Origin of the sequence: Pleomorphomonas sp. T1.2MG-36 (assembly GCF_950100655.1) — a bacterium.
In the GTDB taxonomy this organism is placed as follows: Bacteria; Pseudomonadota; Alphaproteobacteria; order Rhizobiales; family Pleomorphomonadaceae; genus Pleomorphomonas.
On sequence record NZ_CATNLY010000001.1, the window covers coordinates 697135 to 716812 of the forward strand.

Consider the following 19678-nt stretch of genomic DNA (forward strand, 5'->3'; position numbering starts at 1 on the left):
CGGGAGAGCACGATGACCGCCTACGATGCCGACAACATCTTCGCCAAGATCCTGAGCGGCGATATTCCCTCGCACAAGGTCTACGAGGACGACGACACCCTCGCCTTCATGGATGTCATGCCGCAGTCGGACGGCCACACGCTGATCCTGCCCAAGACGCCCTCCCGCAACATTCTGGACGTCGATCCCGAGGTTCTCGCCAAGGTCATCAAGGTCACGCAGAAGATCGCCAAGGCGGCGGTGAAGGCCTTCGAGGCCGACGGCGCGGTCGTCATGCAATACAACGAAGCGCCGGCCGGCCAGACCGTGTTCCACCTGCATTTCCACGTCGTGCCGCGGTATCTCGGCGTTCCGCTCCGCCCGCACACCGGCAAGATGGCCGATGGTTCGCTGCTCGCCGGCCAAGCCGAAAAGCTCAAGGCCGCGTTGGCCGAGTGAGGCAGACCTCGGAGCCCGCCCCAACACAGGTTTGGCGCGGGCTCTCAGACGTTCTCGCGGTCGAATTCCGTACGCGCCGCCTCGATCTCCCCGCGCGTCCGCACCGCCCAGTCCACCAGTCCCGCCAGCGGCACCATCAGCGACCGGCCGAGGTCGGTCAGCCTGTATTCGACCGCCGGTGGGGTGGTTGGAAACACCTGTCGCGCCACATAGCCATCGCGCTGAAGATCGCGCAGAGTCTGCGTCAGCATGCGCTGGGATATGTCGGGAATGGCGCGCTTCAGTTCGCCGAAGCGGTGCGGCCCGAGCGCCAGCGTCAGCACCATCAGCGTGCTCCACTTGTCGCCGATGCGGTCGAGAACGCCACGCACGGGGCAACTGTCGAAATTCGGCTCGACACCGATCGCCCGCTGAAAGCCATCGAGCATGGCGCCCACTTCTCCGGAAACTGCCGTCGTCACCGGTTCCCTCCAAGTAACTAACGCAGGGCAAACTGCCGTCTTGCCCGCTGGAACGAGGTCTTTATCTTAGAGGCGATCTCAAAAAGAGACAATGTCGCCAAACTAGATCAAGGAGCGTTCATGAGCGAGAAACTGATGGTCACCGGCGCCGCCGGCAAGCTCGGCCGTAGCGTGGTCAACCTCCTTCTCGACGAGTTCGGCATTGCGCCCGGCAATCTCGTCGCCGGCACCCGCGACCCCGGCAAGCTCGCCGACCTCTCCGCACGCGGTGTGATCGTGCGAGCCGTCGACTTCAACCTTCCCGAAACGCTGCCCGCCGCATTTGCCGGCGTCGATCGTCTGCTCATCGTGTCGACCGACACCATCGGCGCCCGGCTCGCCGGCCAGCAGGCCGCCGTGAAGGCGGCGAAATCGGCGGGCGTCAAGGGCATCGTCTACACCTCCGCCCCCAACCCGCACGGCGACAACCACCCCCTGTTCTTTGCGGGCGACCATGCCGGCACAGAGACCGCCATTTTCGAGAGCGGCCTTCCCTACCGCATCCTGCGAAACTACTGGTACCACGAGAACTTTTTCATGGGTCTGCCGGGCATATTGAAGCAAGGCACCTGGTACACGTCGGACAAGCCGGGCACCAAGGTCAGCTACGTCGCTCACGACGATTGCGCGCGTGCCGCAGCCGCCGCCCTCACCAAGCCTTGGAGCGACGACAAAGCCATCTACGACATCACCAGCGACGAGACCTTCTCCACCGAGGACGTTGCCGGTCTGGCCACCAAGATACTCGGCAAGCCGATCAGCGTCGTGAGGCTGTCGCCCGACGTGCTGGCCAGCAATCTCAAATCGGCGGGCGTGCCGGAGTTCGTGATCACGCTCATGCTGTCGATGGACGCGACGAATAGCGCCGGCTTGCTGTCGAAAACGTCCGGGGCCGTGGAAGAGCTGACGGGACGCAAGCCGCGTCCGCTCGCCTCCTTCTTCGAGGCGAATAAAGCTGCCTTGACGGCGTAAAAGCAGAAAGGGCGCCGACCATGGCGCCCTTCCCTCTTCGGATATCGATCAGGCGCCGGGATCGAATCCCTCGAACACCAGCTGGGCACCGAAGTCCTCGGCCATCTTGCGGTCCTCCGGCTTGCGGATGGTCCAGGCGGTGACCGGCAGGTTCCACTCGTCACGCGCACGCAGGCTGACGTCATTGCCGAGTAGCTTCACCCAATAGCTGACGAACTGGAACTGCGACCAGGAGCGGTGGGAGAGCGTCGCAAGCTCCTCACGCGTCAGGAAGCGGTAGTCGTTGTAGTCCGCGGCGCTCGCCGCGTCGTCGGCGACAATGCCGCGTGGCAGGTCGGGCGCGATCTCGGCCAGATCCTGAATCTGGCGCGGATCGAACGACTCGACCACCACCGGCCCGCCATAGGTGGCAAGCTCGCGCGCGGTCGCTTCGACGAGCTCGCGCTGCCGCTCGGCAAAATAGCTCTTGATCTCGATGACGAGGCCGGTCCGCCCGCCGACGAGGTCGAGCACCTCCCTCAACGTCGGAATGCGGTCTTCCGTACCGACCATCGGGATTGCCTTGAGCTCGGCCATCGTCCGGCCCGCCACCGGCCCAGCCCCCGTGGTCAGGCGGTCGAGAACGTCGTCGTGGAAGACGTAGACGACGCCGTCGGCGGAGAGATGGACATCCATCTCCATCGGAAAACCCGCGCGCGCGGCGGCATCGAACGCCGAAAGCGTGTTCTCGATGCGCCCGAGCTTGGAGTCATGCAGCCCACGGTGGGCGATGGGGCGAGCGGTGAGCCAGGAAAAATCCGTCATTTGCCTCAGGAAACCTCGATGATGGCGTCGATTTCCACCGCGACGCCGAGCGGCAGGGCAGCGACGCCGACAGCCGTGCGGCTGTGCTTGCCCTTTTCGCCCAGCACGTTAGCGATGAGATTTGACGCTCCGTTGACGACCTGGGGCTGATCGGTGAATTCGGGAGCGGAATTGACGAAGGCGTTCAGGCGGACGACCCGCGCAATGCGATCGAGATCGCCGACCGCGGCCTTCACCTGCGCCAGGATATTCAGGGCGCATAGCTCGGCCGCCTTCTGCCCGCCAGCCACGTCCACATCGACGCCGAGCTTGCCGGTCACCGCAGCGCCGGCCGCCGTCTTGGAAATCTGCCCCGAGACGAACAGCAGATTGCCGGTACGAACGTAAGGCACATAGTTGGCGACGGGGGCAATCGCCTCCGGCAGCGTCAGGCCGAGACCATTGAGCGCGGATTCGACGGAACTGGTCATTTTCGGAAAACCTCCAACCTGAGCAGCTCCAGCAAAAGTGGATACCGGTTTTACGTCCGGAACTGCGTCACAACAATGAAATAGAACTTTTCCGGCAAACGGGAACTCGCCGGAAAGACATTCGGCGCGCCGCCGACGATGGACCAACCCGATCTAAAAGCGGCCGCTTCAACACATCAATCCGGAGCCTTCGCCTTGCAACCGGGTGTTTCGTTCGGATTGGCGAGTGCTCCAGGTGGCGGAGTCATGCCCCATCGCGGCAGTCGGCGCAACTCGCAGGCAAGCGCACGGAATGCCCTGCATCCGCCATCTCATCCACGCAAAAAACCGAGGCGGTAGAGGTACGGGGCCTTCCAAGAAGCGTTAACGGCCAGTTCACCTAACTCGCGCAACATTTCTTCCGCACGGAAGGCGCACGATCCCGGCATTTCCCTCGGGACTGTCTTCCGGAGTTTGAATTTATCGGGCAGGATTACGTGATATCCTGTGAGGCCTTTCCATATACTGATACTCAACGAAGCCATTTAGAGACTCCGGGGACTCCCATGATGAACTCGCTTTTCCGATCGGCGGCGATCGCCTGCGCCTTTTCGGCGCTGGTCGGGCCGACGCTGGCCGGCGGTCTGGTGCCGCACCGCGTTGCCTACGATCTCGCTCTCGAGAGCAACTCCCAGATGAGCGACGCTCCCATCAACATGAAAGGGCGAATGGTCTACGAGTTCACCGGCGACGCCTGCCAGGGCTACACGGTCAACTTCCGCTTCGTGCTGGAAACCGGCGATGGCGAGGGCAACTCGGCGATCACCGATCTCCGCAACCGGAACTTCGAGAGCGCGGACAGCCGGAGCTTCGAGTTTCGCTCGCAGACTTTCGTCAACGAGGTTCAGACCGAGGACGTCAACGGGACGGCCATCCGCGATGGCGACAAGGTCAACGTCAAGCTGAAGCTGACGGAAGATACCGAGTTCACAATCGACAAGCCGGTCATCTTCCCAACCGCCCAACTCCTCAAGACGATCACCGAGGCCGAAAAAGGCACGACCGTCTTTTCCGACGACATCTACGATGGCTCGGACGGCGGCCAGCACGTCTTCCATACGTCGACGGTCATCGGCTCTCCCCGAACCACGCCGCCGGATGACAGCGAGAAGCCGATCGGCAACTTCCGACGCTGGCCGGTGACGGTCTCCTACTTCGGGGCCGAGGCCGGCGGCGACCAGCCGCCGGATTACTCGATTTCCTTCGATCTCTGGGAGAACGGCGTTTCCTCCAAGATGCGGCTCGACTACGGCGACTTCGTTCTCAACGGCAAGATCGTCCACCTGGAACTGCTGCCCGAGACTCCGTGCACCAAAGAGCCGACACCCACCGTGGCGCCCACGGCCACGACACCGCCGGCCGAGAACCAACCTGCCACCGCTCCTTCGAAGCCGGAGAGCGACGGCCGTGCCGCCGAGCAGCCGAAAAGCGACGCCCCGGCAGCGACCGATGCTCCCCCTGTCGACAAGGCTCCGACGGCGCCCGCCGCCCCCGAGCCGAAGACCGGAGAGTGATGCCTATCCGGCCGTCCGTCTCGAGTGCCGCAGGAATAGACCCAGAGCAATCAGCATCAGGGTGGCGGCGATGAAGAACGACACGTCGGGGCTGTGGATGGGCGCGGCTTCCGACAGGAAATAACCGAAGGCCTGGGTGTAGAAGATCGCGCCGGCCAGCATGGCAAGGTTCATCAGGGCGGAAATTCCGCCCTGCAATGCGCCCTGCGTATCCTCCGGCACGGCCTTCGACATCAGCGCCGACAGCATCGGATGCGCGAAGCCTTCCACGGCGTTGATCACCAGCATCACGATGACGACGGCGGTCGTCGGCGACAGGGCGAACCCGATGCAGGTTGCCGCCGCGCCGGCAAGGCCGACCGCCGCCATCCGCTGTTCACCCCAGCGGGCCACGGCCGGTCCGGTGCCGAATCCCTGCAGAAGCGCCACCGTGAGACCGGAAGCGGCAAGCGTCAGCCCGACCGTGGTGCCGGACCAGCCGAATTTCGCCATGCCCCAGAACGGCCATATCGCCGCGTAGATCGAGGTGCCGAAGAAGAAGACCGTCAGCACCCAGGCGTAAGGCAGAACGCCGGCATAGCGGCCAAACACCGCCAGCACGCCGAGCGGGTTGGCTTCGCGCCAGTGGAAGGCGCGGCGTTTCTCGCGGGGAAGGGTTTCGGGCAGCGCAAAGACACCGAACAGAAAGTTGACACTGGCCAGCACCGCCGCGCACCAGAAGGGCACGCGGGTACCAAACTCCCCGAGCAACCCGCCGATCGCCGGCCCCAGCACGAAGCCGAGGCCGAAGGCAGCCGTCATCCGGCCAAAGGAGCGGGCGCGATTCTCGGGAGAGCTGACGTCGGCAAGGCAAGCGCCGGCAATGACGTGCGACGACCCGCAGACACCGGCGATCAGCCGCCCGACAAACAGCCAGAGCACCGTGGGAGCCAGGGCCTGCACGACGTAATCGACGGCGAGCCCGGAAATGGCCAGGAGCAAGAGCGGGCGTCGGCCGAAGCGGTCGGACAGCGTGCCGGCCAGCGGCGCAAACACGAACTGCGCCAAGCTGAACGCGGCAAACAACCAGCCGCCGATGCGGGCCGCATCGTCAAGGCCGGTATGCCCCACCTCTTCGATGAGCCGCGGCAGCACCGGAATGATCAGACCGAAACCGACGACATCGAGAAATACGGCCACCAAAGCGAACACCGTGGCCCGGCGCGCTTGAGGGGCGGTGATGGGGATAGAACGAGAGGGGGCACTCATCTGCGGCATCCTTGGACTTGGAGCGGCGGACTATAGGTAGCCCGACGTCAGAACATGTCCGCAGCGGCCCTGGCGCCCGCCTTTCTCCTTCCATGCGCCTGAACGCAAAAAAGGCACCCGAGCGGGTGCCTCTTGCGTGGATCTTCGTCCAGGCCGGGCGCCCTGCGGCGCGTCCGGCCGAACCGGATCACTTGATCTTGGATTCCTTGAACTCGACGTGCTTGCGCGCGACCGGATCGTACTTGGTCTTGGTCATCTTCTCGGTCATCGTGCGCGAGTTCTTCTTGGTGACGTAGAAGTACCCGGTGTCGGCGGTCGAGACGAGCCGGATCTTGATGGTCGTTGCCTTGGCCATGGCATCCGATTCCTTGTGCTTGTTGACGGTGACAGCCAAAGCGGCTGGACGCCTCACGCGGGAAGCGTCGTTCGTTCGGCGCGCACCCTAGTCGAAAGCGCCTGAAAGTCAAGACGAGCTTGATGAACCTTCCATGTTCGGTTCGGGCACCTTGCGAATGCGGCGAAAGGCAAACCCGGCATAGCCGGCAAGGATCACGGCGGTCACCACGACCAGCCCCTGCGGCCCCATGGCGTCCATGCCGGCACCGGTCGCCGCCGGGCCGACCAGCATGCCGACCGAGTACATGAAGATGAACGCGGCATTGGCCGAGGCAAGGTCGCTGCCGGACAAACGTGCGCCCAAATGGGTCAATCCCACCGCGTAAAGACCGGTCACGAGCCCGCCCCATAGCCCGATGGTGGCCATGAGAAAGAACGGATTCGACGACACGGCCGCGACCAGCCCGCCCGACACGATGCCGCCAAAGGCGACGTAGAGCAGCAGTCGCCGCCGATCCATGCGATCCGACAACATGCCCAGCGGCAGTTGCGCGACGATGTTGCCGACCGCCACGGCCATGACGAGCAGCGCCGCCACCTGTTCGCTGTAACCGAGGCGCAGGCCGTAGACCGGCGAGAAGCTCATCACAGACGATTCGACGGCGCCGACGGTGAAGGCAGCGAAGGTGGCAAGCGGCACGACGGTGAGGAAGTGCAGGAAGTTTCCGCCCTTGCCCTCGTGCATCGGCGGATCGGCCCGGAAGCCGGCGATGATCGGCAGGATGGAAACGGCCATCAGTCCGGTCCCGATGGCAAACGGCAGCCACCCTTCCGACCCGATGAAGCTCAGGATCGCCGGCCCCACCGCGAAACCGACGGACAGAATGGTGGCGTAGAGGCCCATCACGAAGCCGCGCTTCTCGGCTGGGGCCAAGGCGTTGATCCAGAATTCCGAGACGATGAAGGCGGTGTTGAGACAGAGCGAGAAGACGAACCGCAACACGAACCAGACGGCGATCGAATCGAAAACGTAGAACAGGGGGAAGGTAAGGGTCCCCAGAACCACGGCGATCAGCAGCACCCAGGCAGCGCCGAACCGGCGCGTCAGCATGGGCACGAACGGTGTGCTGAGAAGCGCGGCGACGCCGGCGGCCGTCGTCACCAAGCCAATCACCGCACTCGAATGTCCCCGCTGCTCCATGATGACGGCGAGAAGGGGCATGCCGAGCGAAAGCGAGGTGCCAACTGCCGAAATCGCTCCGATCGCGGCGGCAAGACCGGCAAGACGGCGCCGGTCGAAACGGTCGACATCAAGTGAGGTCATGGCGACAATCCGTGAGAGGGACTAGCCTTCTAGCGGACGCCAGCCGTAAATCCAATCCATGTTGTCGGCCAGCCGCTCGGCACCCAGCATGCGCATCCCCAGATTGCGCGCCTTCGCCGGCACCCCGCCCAGATGATAGATGAGGCCATTGCGCCGGGCGGCGGAGGCCACCTTGTCGGTCCGGGCCTTGCGCCCCTCGGCGAAGAGGCCAAGCCGTTCCTCGATGTCATCACCCGAATCGGCCGCCAGCACTCCCGCCAGAACGCGGGCATCCTCGATGGCCATGGCCGCGCCTTGCGCCACGAAGGGCGGCATGCCGTGCACGGCATCTCCGATCAGTACCGTCCGCCCCTTGGTCCACGGCGTATCGCGCGGCGCCTCGCAAAGAGCCCACTTCCGCCAGCTGTCCGGCATGGCGATCAGCTTCCTCACCGGCTCCGGCCAGTCCCTGAACGCGGCCTGGATCTGGGCCGGATCGCCGGGAACATCCCAGCCGTCTTCGTTCCATGCGTCGTCGATGGCCGCGACCAGGTTGATCTCCCGGCCGGCATCGATGGCATAGTGGACGAGATGGGCATGCCGACCGAGCCAGAGTCCGGTCTCGTTGTGGCGGAAGGACTGGGCAAAGAACCCCTCGGCTTCGAAGGTAGCCCGCCACGCGGTGCGCCCAGTGTAGCGCGCGGGGCCTCCCCCGGTCACCGTCTCGCGCACCATCGAACGGACGCCGTCGGCGCCGACCAGCACGCTACCTTCAAATCGAACCTGTTGATCGGCCTCCATGCCTTCGACCACGACACCCGCCGCATCTTCGGCGATGGAGGTGATGCGAACGCCGAGATGCAGCGCGACACGTGGTTCCTGCTCGACGGCGGCAAGCAGGGTTCCCTGCAGGTCGGCGCGATGGATGACGATGTAGGGCGCACCGTAGCGTTCGACCATCGCCTCGCCAAGCGGCATGCGCAGGATGAGGCGACCGCTCGCCCCATCGCGAATGGTCACCGCCTCCGGACGCATGCCCGTGGCATCAAGCGCCGACCCCAGCCCGAGGTGAAAGAGAATCGATGACGCGTTGGGCGAAAGCTGCAGGCCGGCTCCGACCTCCCTCAGCTCTGGCGCCTTGTCGATCACCGTGACTCGCACGCCGGCCCGCGCAAGACACAACGATAACGTGAGGCCGGCTATTCCGGCCCCGACCACCACTACCGGTAAGTGATCCGGCATAGCTCCATCCTTGGCGTGGATCAGGCCGCTTTGGGCTGCCACGCGGCGTCCTTAGGTTCCGATTCGGTCGCCTTGAGCGAGGGATCGTAGCGATAGACGGTCGAGCAATAGGAACAAACGACCTCTGCATCGTCTCCCATTTCCAGGAAGATATGCGGATGGTCGAAGGGCGGCTTGGCGCCGATGCACATGAATTCCTTCGCGCCAATCCGGATGGTCGTCACCCCGGCGTCGTTGGCGAAATGAGGAACGAAAGCGTCGGCCATGCACGATACCCTTGTTTAAATCTCTGACTTCAGGAAGCATACCGGCAAGATGACAGCAAGAACAGTCCCTTTGCGGCGAAAGCAGCGGGACTTTGCTCAACGGCGCCGACGGCGCCAAGGAGGTTCGTCCGTGCCGAGCTTTTCGACCGCCGACGGCGAGTTCGCCTATCTCGACAAGGGTGATGGCCAGCCCGTCGTGCTCGTCCACGGCTTCGCGTCGAGTGCCCGCGTCAACTGGCTCGATACGGGCTGGATGGACTGGCTCGTCCAGGCTGGATACCGGGCGATCGCCCTCGACAACCGCGGACACGGCGACTCGGTCAAACTGCACCATGTCGAGGACTATCGTCTCGACAAGATGAGCGACGACGTCCTCTCGCTCGTCGATCACCTCAAGCTGCCCCGCATCCGCGCCATCGGCTATTCGATGGGCGCCCGCATCCTGCTGGACTTCGCCAGCCGCCATTCCGACCGCCTCGAACGGTTGGTGCTCGGCGGCATCGGCGGCACCATGGCGAAGGCCGGCCTCGACAGGGAGCATATCGCGGCGGCCCTCCTCGCTCCGACGCTGGACGATGTCGACGATCCCGTCGGTCGCGGCTATCGCTTGTTCGCCGACCAGACCCGCTCCGACCGTCAGGCGCTTGCCGCCTGCATTCGAGGCTACGGCCGTCCCGTCGAAACCGCCGAGACCGACCGCATCACCGTACCGACACTGGTTGCCGTGGGCACCAAGGACGCGGTCGCCGGATCGGCCACGGAACTGGCCGCGATGATTCCCGGCGCGGAGGTGCTCGACATCCCCAACCGGGACCACATGCGGGCCACCGGCGACAAGGTGTTCAAGGAAGGCGTCACGGCCTTCTTCGCCCGATAGATACTAAAAGGCGGCGCGGCCTCTCGGTCGCACCGCCTTGTTCATCATGATGCGGCCTTGGGCCGCGATCCCTTACTCGGCCTTGGCGCTCTGCTTCGGGCTGCGCTTGCGCGGCTTTGGCGGCACGGGCGCATCGGCGACCTTGGCATCGACCTCCTCCACCTTGCGCTTCAGCGCCGGATCGGGAAGGCAGTCGAGCTTGAGACCGACTTCGCCGGCCTCGTTGGTTTCGACCGACACCTTGACGGTACCGCCCTTCTTGAGCACGCCGAACAGAACCGCGTCGGCGAGCGGGCGCTTGATGTGCTCCTGAATGACGCGGCCAAGCGGGCGGGCACCCATGTGCTCGTCGTAGCCCTTGGTGGCCAGCCATTCGATCGCCGCGTCGTCCAGTTCGAAGGTGACATTGCGGTCGGCGAGCTGGGCCTCGAGCTGCATGACGAACTTCTGCACCACCGAGCGAACCACCTCCGGCGGCAGCGCGCCGAACGGAATGATCGCATCGAGACGGTTGCGGAACTCCGGCGTGAACATGCGGTTGATCGCCTCGGTGTCGTCCCCCTCACGACGCGACCGGTTGAAGCCGATCGGCTCGCGGGACATGTCGGCGGCGCCGGCATTGGTCGTCATGATCAGGATGACGTTGCGGAAGTCGACCTGCTTGCCGTTGTGATCGGTCAGCTTGCCGTGATCCATCACCTGCAGCAGGATGTTGAACAGGTCCTGATGCGCCTTCTCGATCTCGTCGAGCAGCAGCACGCAGTGCGGATGCTGGTCGACGCCATCGGTCAGAAGACCGCCCTGATCGAAGCCGACGTAGCCCGGAGGCGCGCCGATCAACCGGCTCACGGTATGCCGCTCCATATACTCCGACATGTCGAAGCGCAGGATCGGCACGCCCAGAATCGAGGCGAGCTGGCGGGCCACTTCGGTCTTGCCGACGCCGGTCGGGCCGGAGAACAGGTAGTTGCCGATCGGCTTCTCCGGCTCCCTGAGGCCGGCGCGGGCCAGCTTGATGGCCGAGGAAAGCGCGGCAATCGCCTTGTCCTGGCCGTAGACCACACGCTTGAGGTTGGTCTCCAGGCTTTCCAGCACTTCCGCGTCGTCCTTGGACACCGACTTCGGCGGAATGCGAGCCATGGTGGCGATGGTCGCCTCGATCTCCTTGACGCCGATCACCTTCTTGCGCTTGCCCTCCGGCAGCAGCATCTGGCTGGCGCCGGTCTCGTCGATGACGTCGATCGCCTTGTCGGGAAGCTTGCGGTCGTTGATGTAGCGGGCGCTGAGCTCGACGGCCGACTTGATGGCGTCCTGGGTGTAGCGGACCTTGTGGAACTCCTCGAAATAGGGCTTGAGGCCCTTCAGGATCTCGATGGCGTCGGTAACGGTCGGCTCGTTGACGTCGATCTTCTGGAAGCGCCGCACGAGAGCCCGGTCCTTCTCGAAGAACTGGCGGTATTCCTTGTAGGTGGTCGAGCCGATGCAGCGGACGGTGCCGCTGGACAGCGCCGGCTTCAGCAGGTTGGACGCGTCCATCGCGCCGCCCGACGTTGCGCCGGCACCGATTACCGTGTGGATCTCGTCGATGAACATGATGGCGCCGGGATAGTTCTCGATCTCCTTCACCACCTGCTTCAGCCGCTCTTCAAAATCGCCGCGATAGCGCGTCCCGGCCAAGAGCGCGCCCATGTCGAGCGCGAAGATGGTCGAGTCCTTCAGGACGCCCGGCACGTCGCCGTCGACGATGCGGCGGGCGAGGCCTTCGGCGATCGCCGTCTTGCCGACGCCCGGGTCGCCGACATAGAGCGGATTGTTCTTGGACCGACGGCACAGCACCTGAATGGTGCGGGCGATCTCGTCCGCCCGACCGATCAGCGGATCGATCTTGCCCTTCAGGGCCTTCTCGTTGAGGTTGACGCAGTAGGCATCGAGCGCGTCGGCCTTCTTCTTCTCGGCCGTCTGCCCGCCGTTCGGCGGCGTCTCCTGCGAGGGCGTTTCCTCGTCGACGCCGCGCGTCGCCCGGTTTTCGCTCATGCCGGCGCGCTTGGCTATGCCATGACTGATGTAGTTGACGGCGTCATAGCGCGTCATGTCCTGCTCTTGCAGGAAGTAGGCAGCATGGCTTTCGCGCTCGGCGAAGATCGCGACCAGCACGTTGGCGCCGGTCACCTCGTCGCGCCCGGACGACTGGACGTGGATCACCGCGCGCTGGATGACGCGCTGGAAACCGGCGGTCGGCTTCGCCTCCTCGCCCAGTTCCGTGACCAGATTGTCGAGCTCGGTATCGATGTATTCGACGAGGTTGCGCTTCAGGACGTCGAGATCCACCGAGCAGGCGCGCATGACAGCGGCCGCGTCGGGATCTTCGACCAGCGACAGGAGAAGGTGTTCGAGCGTCGCATATTCCTGGCGGCGCTCATTGGCGAATGCGAGGGCCTGGTGAAGGGCTTTTTCGAGACTGCGCGAGAAGGATGGCACGATGGACCCTCACTTTTTTTCCATGACGCACTGAAGCGGATGCTGATGACGGCGCGCGAAATCCATAACCTGCGTCACCTTGGTCTCGGCGACTTCGTAGGTGTAGACACCGCACTCCCCCACCCCATGATGGTGGACGTGCAACATGATCTGGGTTGCCTCTTCACGCCCCTTGTTGAAGAAACGCTCCAGGATGTGCACCACGAATTCCATCGGCGTGTAGTCGTCGTTCAGGATCAGAACGCGATACATGCTCGGTCGTTTGGTCTTGGTCAGAACCTTGGATTCTACCCCGGCTCCCGAGTCAGACCCGTTCCCACTTTCCCCGTCATTGTCGTCGGCCGACATGACCGAACGGCGCGTCTCGTCTTTCAGCCTCCCCTCGGTCCATAGGCCGGTCACGCGGCGCCTGTCGGGCAGACCGAAAGATAGATCCCCCGGGGCCATTCCCGTCACGCCAGCCTGAACCGCCTCGACCACCTTATCCCTCCGATTGCTTGCCCCGATCTTGCGGGCCTTGGGATCATATTGAATCAGGGACAACGGAGGCGCAATTCCAATCTGGACTCAAGGCCGACACTCCACGCACTTGTGAGAGCCGATCACCCTGCAGATCTGTATCTGGTAGGGAGTTTCGCTTAGGTCAAGACGCGATGCAATATGCTGACTTGCTGGCAGCCAACCGCTTTTCGCATGACGGCGTCTCCCCCGCCCCAAGGCTCCCGAAAAATGCGGAGTCCAATTTCGGGACGGTGCAAATCCCGAAAAGTCGATTCAAACTTTACGCTTCCGTAACCGCGTTGCCGCTAATTTTGCGACCGTTGCCCGTTGGGCGCATGGGATTGGAGAACAGGTCGAATGGGCTTCGTATCCGGCCGAAGAGCCAGGAGCGAACCCGTGAGTTGGCGTTGCGAGGGCGGTCCATTGTCGAGTTTGCGTAGTCTGGTCTCAAAGGTTCTTCACCACATGGCGGCCCCCGCGGCGGCCGCCGTCATCGCGGCGAGCGTCTCTACCGCCGCAGTCGCGGCGAATGGGGTGCCAAGCCAGGTCGTTCCTTCGAAATATGCGGCAATCGTCGTCGATACCGCCACCGGCAAGGTTCTGTACCAGGCCAATCCGGATGCACGGCGCTACCCCGCGTCACTCACCAAGATGATGACGCTCTACGTTCTTTTCGAAGAGCTCAACCGGGGGCGCTTCAAACTTTCGACGCCGTTGCGCGTTTCCGCGCTCGCCCAGCGGCAGTCGCCAACCAAGCTCGGTTTGCGCGCCGGCGACACGATTACCGTCGAAGACGCCATCAAGGGCCTCATCACCCGCTCGGCAAATGATGCCGCGGCCGTCATCGCCGAGAATGTCGCGGGCTCCGTGCCGGCCTTCGCCGACCGCATGACGCGCACGGCCCGCGCCATCGGCATGACCAACACCCGTTTCCGCAACGCCAACGGCCTGCCGGACCCCGGCCAGTACACGTCGGCGCGCGACATGATGAAGCTCGGCGTGGCGCTGCAGGTTCGCTTTCCGCAGTACTATCCGCTGTTCTCCATCCGCTCCTACACCTTCCGTGGCCGGACGATCGGCAACCACAACAACCTGCTCGGCCGCGTCAACGGCGTCGACGGCATCAAGACCGGCTACGTCAACGCCTCCGGCTTCAATCTGGTCACCTCGGTGAAGCGAGACGGACGCAAGGTCGTCGCCGTCGTCATGGGCGGCAAGACCGCCGCCCAGCGCGACGCCCACATGGTGCAGCTGATCAACACCTACCTGCCCAGGGCCTCGCGTTCCCGTGGCTATGACGACCAGCTCGTGGCCGATGTTATGAGCGCGCCGAAGGTGGCTGCCGCCAGCGTCCCCGCACCGGCCGAACCGGCTGCCCCCGTGGTGACGGCGGCTTTGCCCCCGCATCCCGCGCCGATGCCCCGTCCGATGATGGCCAGCATGGACACCGCCGCCGATCCGGATCCGGCCGTCGTCACCGCCTCTGTCGCTCCCGCCGCCGCGGCACCGATGCCGCCGATGGCTCCCGCCGCCATGCCCGAAGAGGTCGCGGAAGCGCCTGCCCCGGCAACCGCCCCCTCGCCCGAGCCGGCCAGTCTGGCAACGGCGACCCTGCCGGCGAGCCTTGCCAACGCGCACTTGCCCTCTTCGGCCGCCGAGGCCTTCGCCGACATCGGTCCGGCGCCTCAGGGCGACCCGATGGCCGACCTGGTCGCCCGCGTCGACGCCCATTCCCGCCGGTCTGCCAAGAACGTCGAGGTCGCCTCCGCCGCGCCTGCCAACGTGATGACCGACGCACCGGCACCGTCAGCCACCGCCCGCCAGAGCGGCTGGTTCATCCAGATCGGTGCCGTCGGTTCCAAGGCCGCCGCCATGGATCTTCTCGACAAGGCCAAGTCGGCCGCCCCGCAGCTTGCCGCCGCCAGCCCTCTGGCCGAACCGGTGAGCAAGGGTGGCTCGACCGTGGTGAGGGCCCGCTTCGGCGGTTTCGAAAACGAGAAGGCAGCCAACCGGGCCTGTGCGGCCCTGAAGAAGAACGACTTCGCCTGTTTCACGATCAGGCTCTGACCGCCCTCTCGGCGGTCGGAGCACCCCGCGCCCGATCCTTAAGGTTCGTTTCCGCCTTTCACGCGGCGCGGCAAGCACAGTTAGTCAACGGCACCCACTGTTTTGCGTAACGGGAGCTAGACATGTTTGGACAAAAGCCGGTCCTTGGCCTGGTTGATACGTACCGCCAGGAAAGTGGAGCCGCCCTGGTCGGGATGCACCCGCTTCATCAGCCTGCGGTGGGCGGCCCGGATATCGGCCTCTCCGGCGCCTTGCTGAAGCCCAAGGATCTCGTACGCCTCCTGCTCGCTCATGGCGCTCGCATTCGTCGCTCGACGGCTCCGCGATGCGGCCTCACCTTGCATGTTCTCACGCCATCCGGGCATTCTGCGGTCGAGGTAAATCTCTAGAGTGGCCCGGCTGTGGCGATCCCCAGCCGTTTCCGCATAAAGGCCGGTCAGATCCGCCGCCGTCAGGCGGTTGAGATCTCGCCCGCGATATGAGCCCGATGTCACCCGACCGCCGATGGCCTCGCCGTCGACCACAACCTCGACCATCGACGATCGAAACACCGGCTGCCCGCGTCGTCCGCCCCGCCGGGACCGAAGCAGCCCCGACCGATGGAGTGCGATCAGTCCGGCCACGCCGGCCGCTGCGAGTGCCACCCGCCCCGTGACCGCGAGCGCCGCGATGGTCCCGAGCCCGGCCAGCAGAGCGTAGTTGCCGACGATGGCGTCGATGTCGCTCCGAAGGCGAGCGCCGCGCCAGCGAACCAGCCAGGCGCCCAAGGCGAGAAGCAGAACCAACGTGAAGGCCACATTCATGGGAAGGCGCGTCCGGCGTTCGGGGTGTTCGATGCTTCATTTCGAACTTTGACGGCTGGAATGCAATGGCAATGCCCCCCGCCGGACTTTATTGCCGTGGAAGGCCACGCCGCGCTTGAAGCGCCATGCCTTTGCCGCCATTTTGCCTTTGAGTGGAGTCGGCGGGCGAGGCATTCGAACGCCGCGATTGTTTGCGCGCTGCCACAAAACGACGACGGGATGCTTCGCACATGATGCTACGCCAGCCGACCCTCCGACGCTTCGCCATGAGATCCCTTCTCGGAGCGGCGCTGGTCACCCTCACCTTCGTCGGCCCGCTTCCGGCGACGGCACGCGGTACGGCGACGGCGCAGCCGGACAGCGGCCTGCCTGTCGCCTCGTCGCTCGAGGGCAACTATCTCGCCGGTCGCTTCGCCGGCAGTATCGCCGATTATCGCGCATCCGCCGACTACTTCGCCTCGGCGCTGCTCGACGCGCCCGACGACAAGTTCCTCCTCGAGCGGGCGCTGTCGCTCTACATCGCCGCGGGCGATCTGACGGAAGTCCGTACCTTTGCCGAGCGGCTGCGCGACCTTGACGCCGACAGTCCGATCGCCGCGATGACCATCGGTCTCGACGACTTCCAGTCCGGCCGTTGGGACGAGGCGGTCGCGTCGTTCCAGCATGCGCGCTCCGGGCCGCTGCTGACGCTGGCGGTGGAAATTCTCTCGGCCTGGGCCGAGCAAGGCGCCGGCAAGACCGACGAGGCGCTCGCCCGCCTCGCCAAGCTCGACGGCGAGAAATGGTACCTTTTCTTCCGTCACTATCACGCCGGCCTCATCGCTTCGGTCGCCGGACGCGGCGAGCTGGCTGCCCAGGAGTTCAAGGCAGCCCTTGCCATCGACGATGGCCCGGTGTCGGTCATTGACGCGGCAACGCGCGCCTTCGCCCGCAACGGCGACTTCGAGGCCGCCAAGGCCACCATCGACAAGGCCCTGGCCTCGGCGCCGGGACACCCGCTACTCAAGGACATTGCCGCCATCGTCGACGCCAAGCGTCGCCCCGCCGCGCGCGCCCGCAACGTCAATGAAGGAGCGGCGGAGATCCTGTCGGGCCTCGGCTCTGCCGTGGTCCGCGAGGACACCAACGATTTCGGCGTCATCTTCCTGCAGCTGGCGCTGGCGCTCGATCCCGGCGATGACATGAGCCGCATCACGCTCGCCGAGAACTTCGAACGCCTGAACCGTCCAGCCGACGCGATCGCCATTCTCGACAAGGTGCCGACCCGCTCGCCCCTCAGGCGCAACGCCGACATCATGATCGCCTTCGACTACAACGCCATGGATCAGGTGGACGAGGCGCGCGCCACGCTGAAGCGCGTCATCCGCAACAATCCGAAGGACAAGGAGGCGCTGAACGGCCTCGGCAACATCCTGAGGACGCGAAAGATGTTCGCCGAGGCGGCGGATGTCTACACGCGCACTCTCCGGGCCGTCGGCGACAAGCCGCAGGCCGAGGACTGGCAGGTGTTCTACAACCGCGGCATCGCCTACGAGCGCACCGACCGCTGGCCGGAAGCCGAAGCCGACTTCAAGAAGGCCCTGGAGCTTCGGCCGGACCAGCCATTGGTCCTCAACTATCTCGGCTACTCCTGGATCGACAAGGGCATGAACCTCAAGGAGGGCATGGCGCTGATCGAAAAGGCCGTCAGCCTCGCCCCGACCGACGGCTACATCGTCGACAGCCTCGGCTGGGCGCACTACAAGCTCGGCGAGTACGAGCAGGCCGTCGAAGAGCTCGAACGGGCGGTTTCGCTGATGCCGTCCGATCCCACCATCAACGACCATCTCGGCGATGCCTACTGGCAAGTCGGTCGCCGCGTCGAGGCGCGCTTCCAGTGGAACCACGCGAAGGCCAGCAAGCCCGAGCCCGATGACCTCGCCAAGATCGACGCCAAGATCGAGCACGGCCTCGTCGAGGAGAACGCCGGAAAGGCCGCGGAGGCCGCAGCACCGAAGCCGGACAGGGCGACGCCTTGATACGCGCCGGGGATCGATGGCAATGCCGATCGTCGAAGAGGCACGCGCCAAGGTCAATCTGGCGCTGCATGTCATCGGACTCCGGCCCGATGGCTATCACGACCTGGACATGCTCGTCGCCTTCGCCGACATCGGCGATAGTGTGACGCTGGCGGCGAGCGATACGGACGGTTTCGTTATCGACGGCCCGATGGCGGGCGGGCTTTCCGCCGACGCCGACAATCTCGTATTGCGCGCCTTGCGAGGATTCCGCGAGCTGACCGGTCGAACGGAACCGCTCTCCATTCGGCTGACCAAGCGTCTGCCGGTTGCCTCCGGCATCGGCGGGGGCTCCGCCGACGCGGCGGCCACCTTGCGGGGCCTCTGTCGGCTCTACGCTCTCTCGGCGAACGACCCTGCCCTCGCCGAGCTTGCTTTGTCTCTGGGCGCCGACGTGCCCATGTGTCTTGCCGGCCGTCCCGCGCGCGTTGCCGGCATTGGAGAACGCATAGCACCGACCAGGGGCCAACTGTCCTTCGGCCTGCTTCTGGTCAATCCCGGCGTCGGCGTGTCGACCCCGGCCGTCTTCAAGGCACTCGCGCGGCGCGACAATCCGCCGCTCCCGTCCCTGCCCGCTTTCGATGACGTGGAACGTCTCTCCGCCTTTCTCACCGACGCGACACGAAACGACCTAGAAGCCCCCGCGCGGGATATCTCTCCGGTCATCGGCGACGTGCTCGAAGCCCTCGCAAGACAGCCGGAGACCAAGCTTGCTCGCATGTCGGGATCGGGAGCCACCTGCTTCGGCCTGTTTGGCGACATGGCGGCAGCAGCCAGAGCCGGCGAACGGCTAATGGCCGACCACCCCGGCTGGTGGATCGAACCGGCAACGGCCGCCTTTTAGGGCGATTTGCCTGATCAGCCTAGAGATCGACGGCAACGTCCTCGGCGGAGATCACCCGGTGGACGCGCTCCTCGTCCGCCGTCTCCTCACCGAACGGCGCCACCGGCCACTCCCACGTATCGGACGGGAACGGCGGCGTGACGCCGTGCAGAAGGTCGCAGGTCTCCACCACGACGCCGTCGCGCCGCCGCCGAACGTAGGAGACGTCGGTGACGATAACCGTCTTGCAGGGCAGCTGAGCCAGTCCGTCGAGATGACCGGCGACAAGTTGCGCCACCGCGTCGTCAGGCATGATCCGCGCCTGACCGTCCTTGGCCTGCAAGCGGGCAACCGCGCCAACGGCGATCTGCGACAGCACGTTGGCCGAGATCACCAGATCGACATCGTCGATCTTGCGAAGGAAGCCGAGGGGATCGAGGCGAACGCCGAGGTCGTCCTGTCCGGTGGCAAGCTTGATCCGCGATTGCTCCGCGAGCCGGTCGTAGCCGGAGATGTCGCGCGTGAGAAAGGTGACGTTGGGGTAGCGGCGAAGAAGAACTTTCAGCCGGACCGTCGGCAGATGGACGATATCGACCAGCACCACCTTGTTGAACATGCTCGACAGCCGATCGATCGGCACGTCGCGAAGCAGCCCGGACCCCAGCACCACGACCGTGCGGCGAACGGCCACGCCGTCGATGGCCCGGTCGATCGCCGCACGCGTCCGCGCTTCATGCTCAGACCAGGCGGCACGGTGGCGCGCGGCCCTGCCCCTGAGCCCGATGGCATCCCGGACGGAGCCGGAACGGCTTTTGGGCGAGATCAGGCGAGTGACGACGAACAGGAGGGCATCGGCGAGCATGCGCGGGTATCCGGCTGGTTCTTCACGCGGAATGGGTTCCGCCAAAGCCTTGCGACAACACTGGGGGCGGCTTGCGAA

General features: G+C 65.0%; 19 protein-coding genes. 7 read left to right on the forward strand and 12 right to left on the reverse strand.

Annotation, left to right across the window (positions count from 1 at the left end):
* The first annotated feature begins 12 nt into the window (after positions 1–12).
* Positions 13–438 (forward strand): HIT family protein, encoded by a 426-nt coding sequence (locus QQZ18_RS03310; protein ID WP_284537871.1) that lies wholly within the window; start codon positions 13–15, stop codon positions 436–438.
* Between the two features lie 44 nt (positions 439–482).
* Here the strand turns inward: QQZ18_RS03310 and QQZ18_RS03315 are convergent, their stop codons facing one another.
* Entirely contained in the window at positions 483–866 is a 384-nt protein-coding gene (locus QQZ18_RS03315; protein ID WP_284538825.1) for a winged helix-turn-helix transcriptional regulator, read from the reverse strand.
* Between the two features lie 153 nt (positions 867–1019).
* Here QQZ18_RS03315 and QQZ18_RS03320 point away from each other — a divergent pair, with 153 nt between their 5' ends.
* Positions 1020–1910 carry an SDR family oxidoreductase gene (locus tag QQZ18_RS03320; protein ID WP_284537872.1) on the forward strand — a complete coding sequence of 297 codons (891 nt, stop codon included), beginning with the start codon at positions 1020–1022 and terminating at the stop codon, positions 1908–1910.
* Positions 1911–1958: 48 nt separating this feature from the next.
* On the opposite strand, the gene QQZ18_RS03325 is transcribed toward QQZ18_RS03320, so the two are convergent.
* Complete coding sequence (locus tag QQZ18_RS03325; RefSeq protein WP_284537873.1) at positions 1959–2714, reverse strand: glycerophosphodiester phosphodiesterase family protein; 756 nt, start codon at positions 2712–2714, stop codon at positions 1959–1961.
* Between the two features lie 5 nt (positions 2715–2719).
* Positions 2720–3184 carry a RidA family protein gene (locus QQZ18_RS03330; protein ID WP_284537874.1) on the reverse strand — a complete coding sequence of 155 codons (465 nt, stop codon included), beginning with the start codon at positions 3182–3184 and terminating at the stop codon, positions 2720–2722.
* 545 nt (positions 3185–3729) lie between these two features.
* On the opposite strand from QQZ18_RS03330, the gene QQZ18_RS03335 reads away from it, so the two are divergent.
* Entirely contained in the window at positions 3730–4737 is a 1008-nt protein-coding gene (locus tag QQZ18_RS03335; RefSeq protein WP_284537875.1) for a cell envelope integrity EipB family protein, read from the forward strand.
* Positions 4738–4740: 3 nt separating this feature from the next.
* On the opposite strand, the gene QQZ18_RS03340 is transcribed toward QQZ18_RS03335, so the two are convergent.
* The 5 genes from QQZ18_RS03340 to QQZ18_RS03360 all read right to left on the reverse strand — a co-directional run bounded on the left by QQZ18_RS03340 (position 4741) and on the right by QQZ18_RS03360 (position 9132).
* A complete protein-coding gene (locus tag QQZ18_RS03340; RefSeq protein ID WP_284537876.1) occupies positions 4741–5985 on the reverse strand; it encodes a TCR/Tet family MFS transporter in 1245 nt (414 codons plus the stop codon).
* Between the two features lie 187 nt (positions 5986–6172).
* Positions 6173–6340, reverse strand: coding sequence for a 50S ribosomal protein L33 (gene rpmG, locus QQZ18_RS03345; RefSeq protein WP_026782960.1), 168 nt, complete (start codon positions 6338–6340; stop codon positions 6173–6175).
* Between the two features lie 108 nt (positions 6341–6448).
* Positions 6449–7645, reverse strand: coding sequence for an MFS transporter (locus QQZ18_RS03350; RefSeq protein WP_284537877.1), 1197 nt, complete (start codon positions 7643–7645; stop codon positions 6449–6451).
* A 21-nt stretch (positions 7646–7666) separates the two neighbouring features.
* The gene (locus tag QQZ18_RS03355) at positions 7667–8866 is read right to left on the reverse strand and encodes an FAD-dependent oxidoreductase (protein WP_284537878.1); all 1200 of its coding nucleotides are present in this window, start codon (positions 8864–8866) and stop codon (positions 7667–7669) included.
* Between the two features lie 20 nt (positions 8867–8886).
* Positions 8887–9132, reverse strand: coding sequence for a zinc-finger domain-containing protein (locus QQZ18_RS03360; RefSeq protein WP_284537879.1), 246 nt, complete (start codon positions 9130–9132; stop codon positions 8887–8889).
* A gap of 130 nt (positions 9133–9262) precedes the next feature.
* Here QQZ18_RS03360 and QQZ18_RS03365 point away from each other — a divergent pair, with 130 nt between their 5' ends.
* Complete coding sequence (locus tag QQZ18_RS03365) at positions 9263–10009, forward strand: alpha/beta fold hydrolase (protein ID WP_284537880.1); 747 nt, start codon at positions 9263–9265, stop codon at positions 10007–10009.
* A 72-nt stretch (positions 10010–10081) separates the two neighbouring features.
* On the opposite strand, the gene clpA is transcribed toward QQZ18_RS03365, so the two are convergent.
* Positions 10082–12487 carry an ATP-dependent Clp protease ATP-binding subunit ClpA gene (clpA, locus tag QQZ18_RS03370; RefSeq protein ID WP_284537881.1) on the reverse strand — a complete coding sequence of 802 codons (2406 nt, stop codon included), beginning with the start codon at positions 12485–12487 and terminating at the stop codon, positions 10082–10084.
* A gap of 9 nt (positions 12488–12496) precedes the next feature.
* Positions 12497–12835 carry an ATP-dependent Clp protease adapter ClpS gene (gene clpS, locus QQZ18_RS03375; RefSeq protein WP_284538827.1) on the reverse strand — a complete coding sequence of 113 codons (339 nt, stop codon included), beginning with the start codon at positions 12833–12835 and terminating at the stop codon, positions 12497–12499.
* Positions 12836–13453: 618 nt separating this feature from the next.
* On the opposite strand from clpS, the gene QQZ18_RS03380 reads away from it, so the two are divergent.
* Positions 13454–15055 carry a D-alanyl-D-alanine carboxypeptidase gene (locus QQZ18_RS03380; RefSeq protein WP_284537882.1) on the forward strand — a complete coding sequence of 534 codons (1602 nt, stop codon included), beginning with the start codon at positions 13454–13456 and terminating at the stop codon, positions 15053–15055.
* Positions 15056–15171: 116 nt separating this feature from the next.
* Here the strand turns inward: QQZ18_RS03380 and QQZ18_RS03385 are convergent, their stop codons facing one another.
* Positions 15172–15858, reverse strand: a complete 687-nt coding sequence (locus tag QQZ18_RS03385; RefSeq protein ID WP_284537883.1) for a DnaJ domain-containing protein — start codon at positions 15856–15858, stop codon at positions 15172–15174.
* Positions 15859–16124: 266 nt separating this feature from the next.
* Here QQZ18_RS03385 and QQZ18_RS03390 point away from each other — a divergent pair, with 266 nt between their 5' ends.
* Positions 16125–17876, forward strand: a complete 1752-nt coding sequence (locus tag QQZ18_RS03390) for a tetratricopeptide repeat protein (RefSeq protein ID WP_284537884.1) — start codon at positions 16125–16127, stop codon at positions 17874–17876.
* A gap of 22 nt (positions 17877–17898) precedes the next feature.
* Entirely contained in the window at positions 17899–18759 is an 861-nt protein-coding gene (locus tag QQZ18_RS03395) for a 4-(cytidine 5'-diphospho)-2-C-methyl-D-erythritol kinase (protein WP_342398906.1), read from the forward strand.
* Between the two features lie 19 nt (positions 18760–18778).
* Here the strand turns inward: QQZ18_RS03395 and QQZ18_RS03400 are convergent, their stop codons facing one another.
* Complete coding sequence (locus tag QQZ18_RS03400; RefSeq protein WP_284537886.1) at positions 18779–19600, reverse strand: hypothetical protein; 822 nt, start codon at positions 19598–19600, stop codon at positions 18779–18781.
* Positions 19601–19678: the final 78 nt, after the last annotated feature.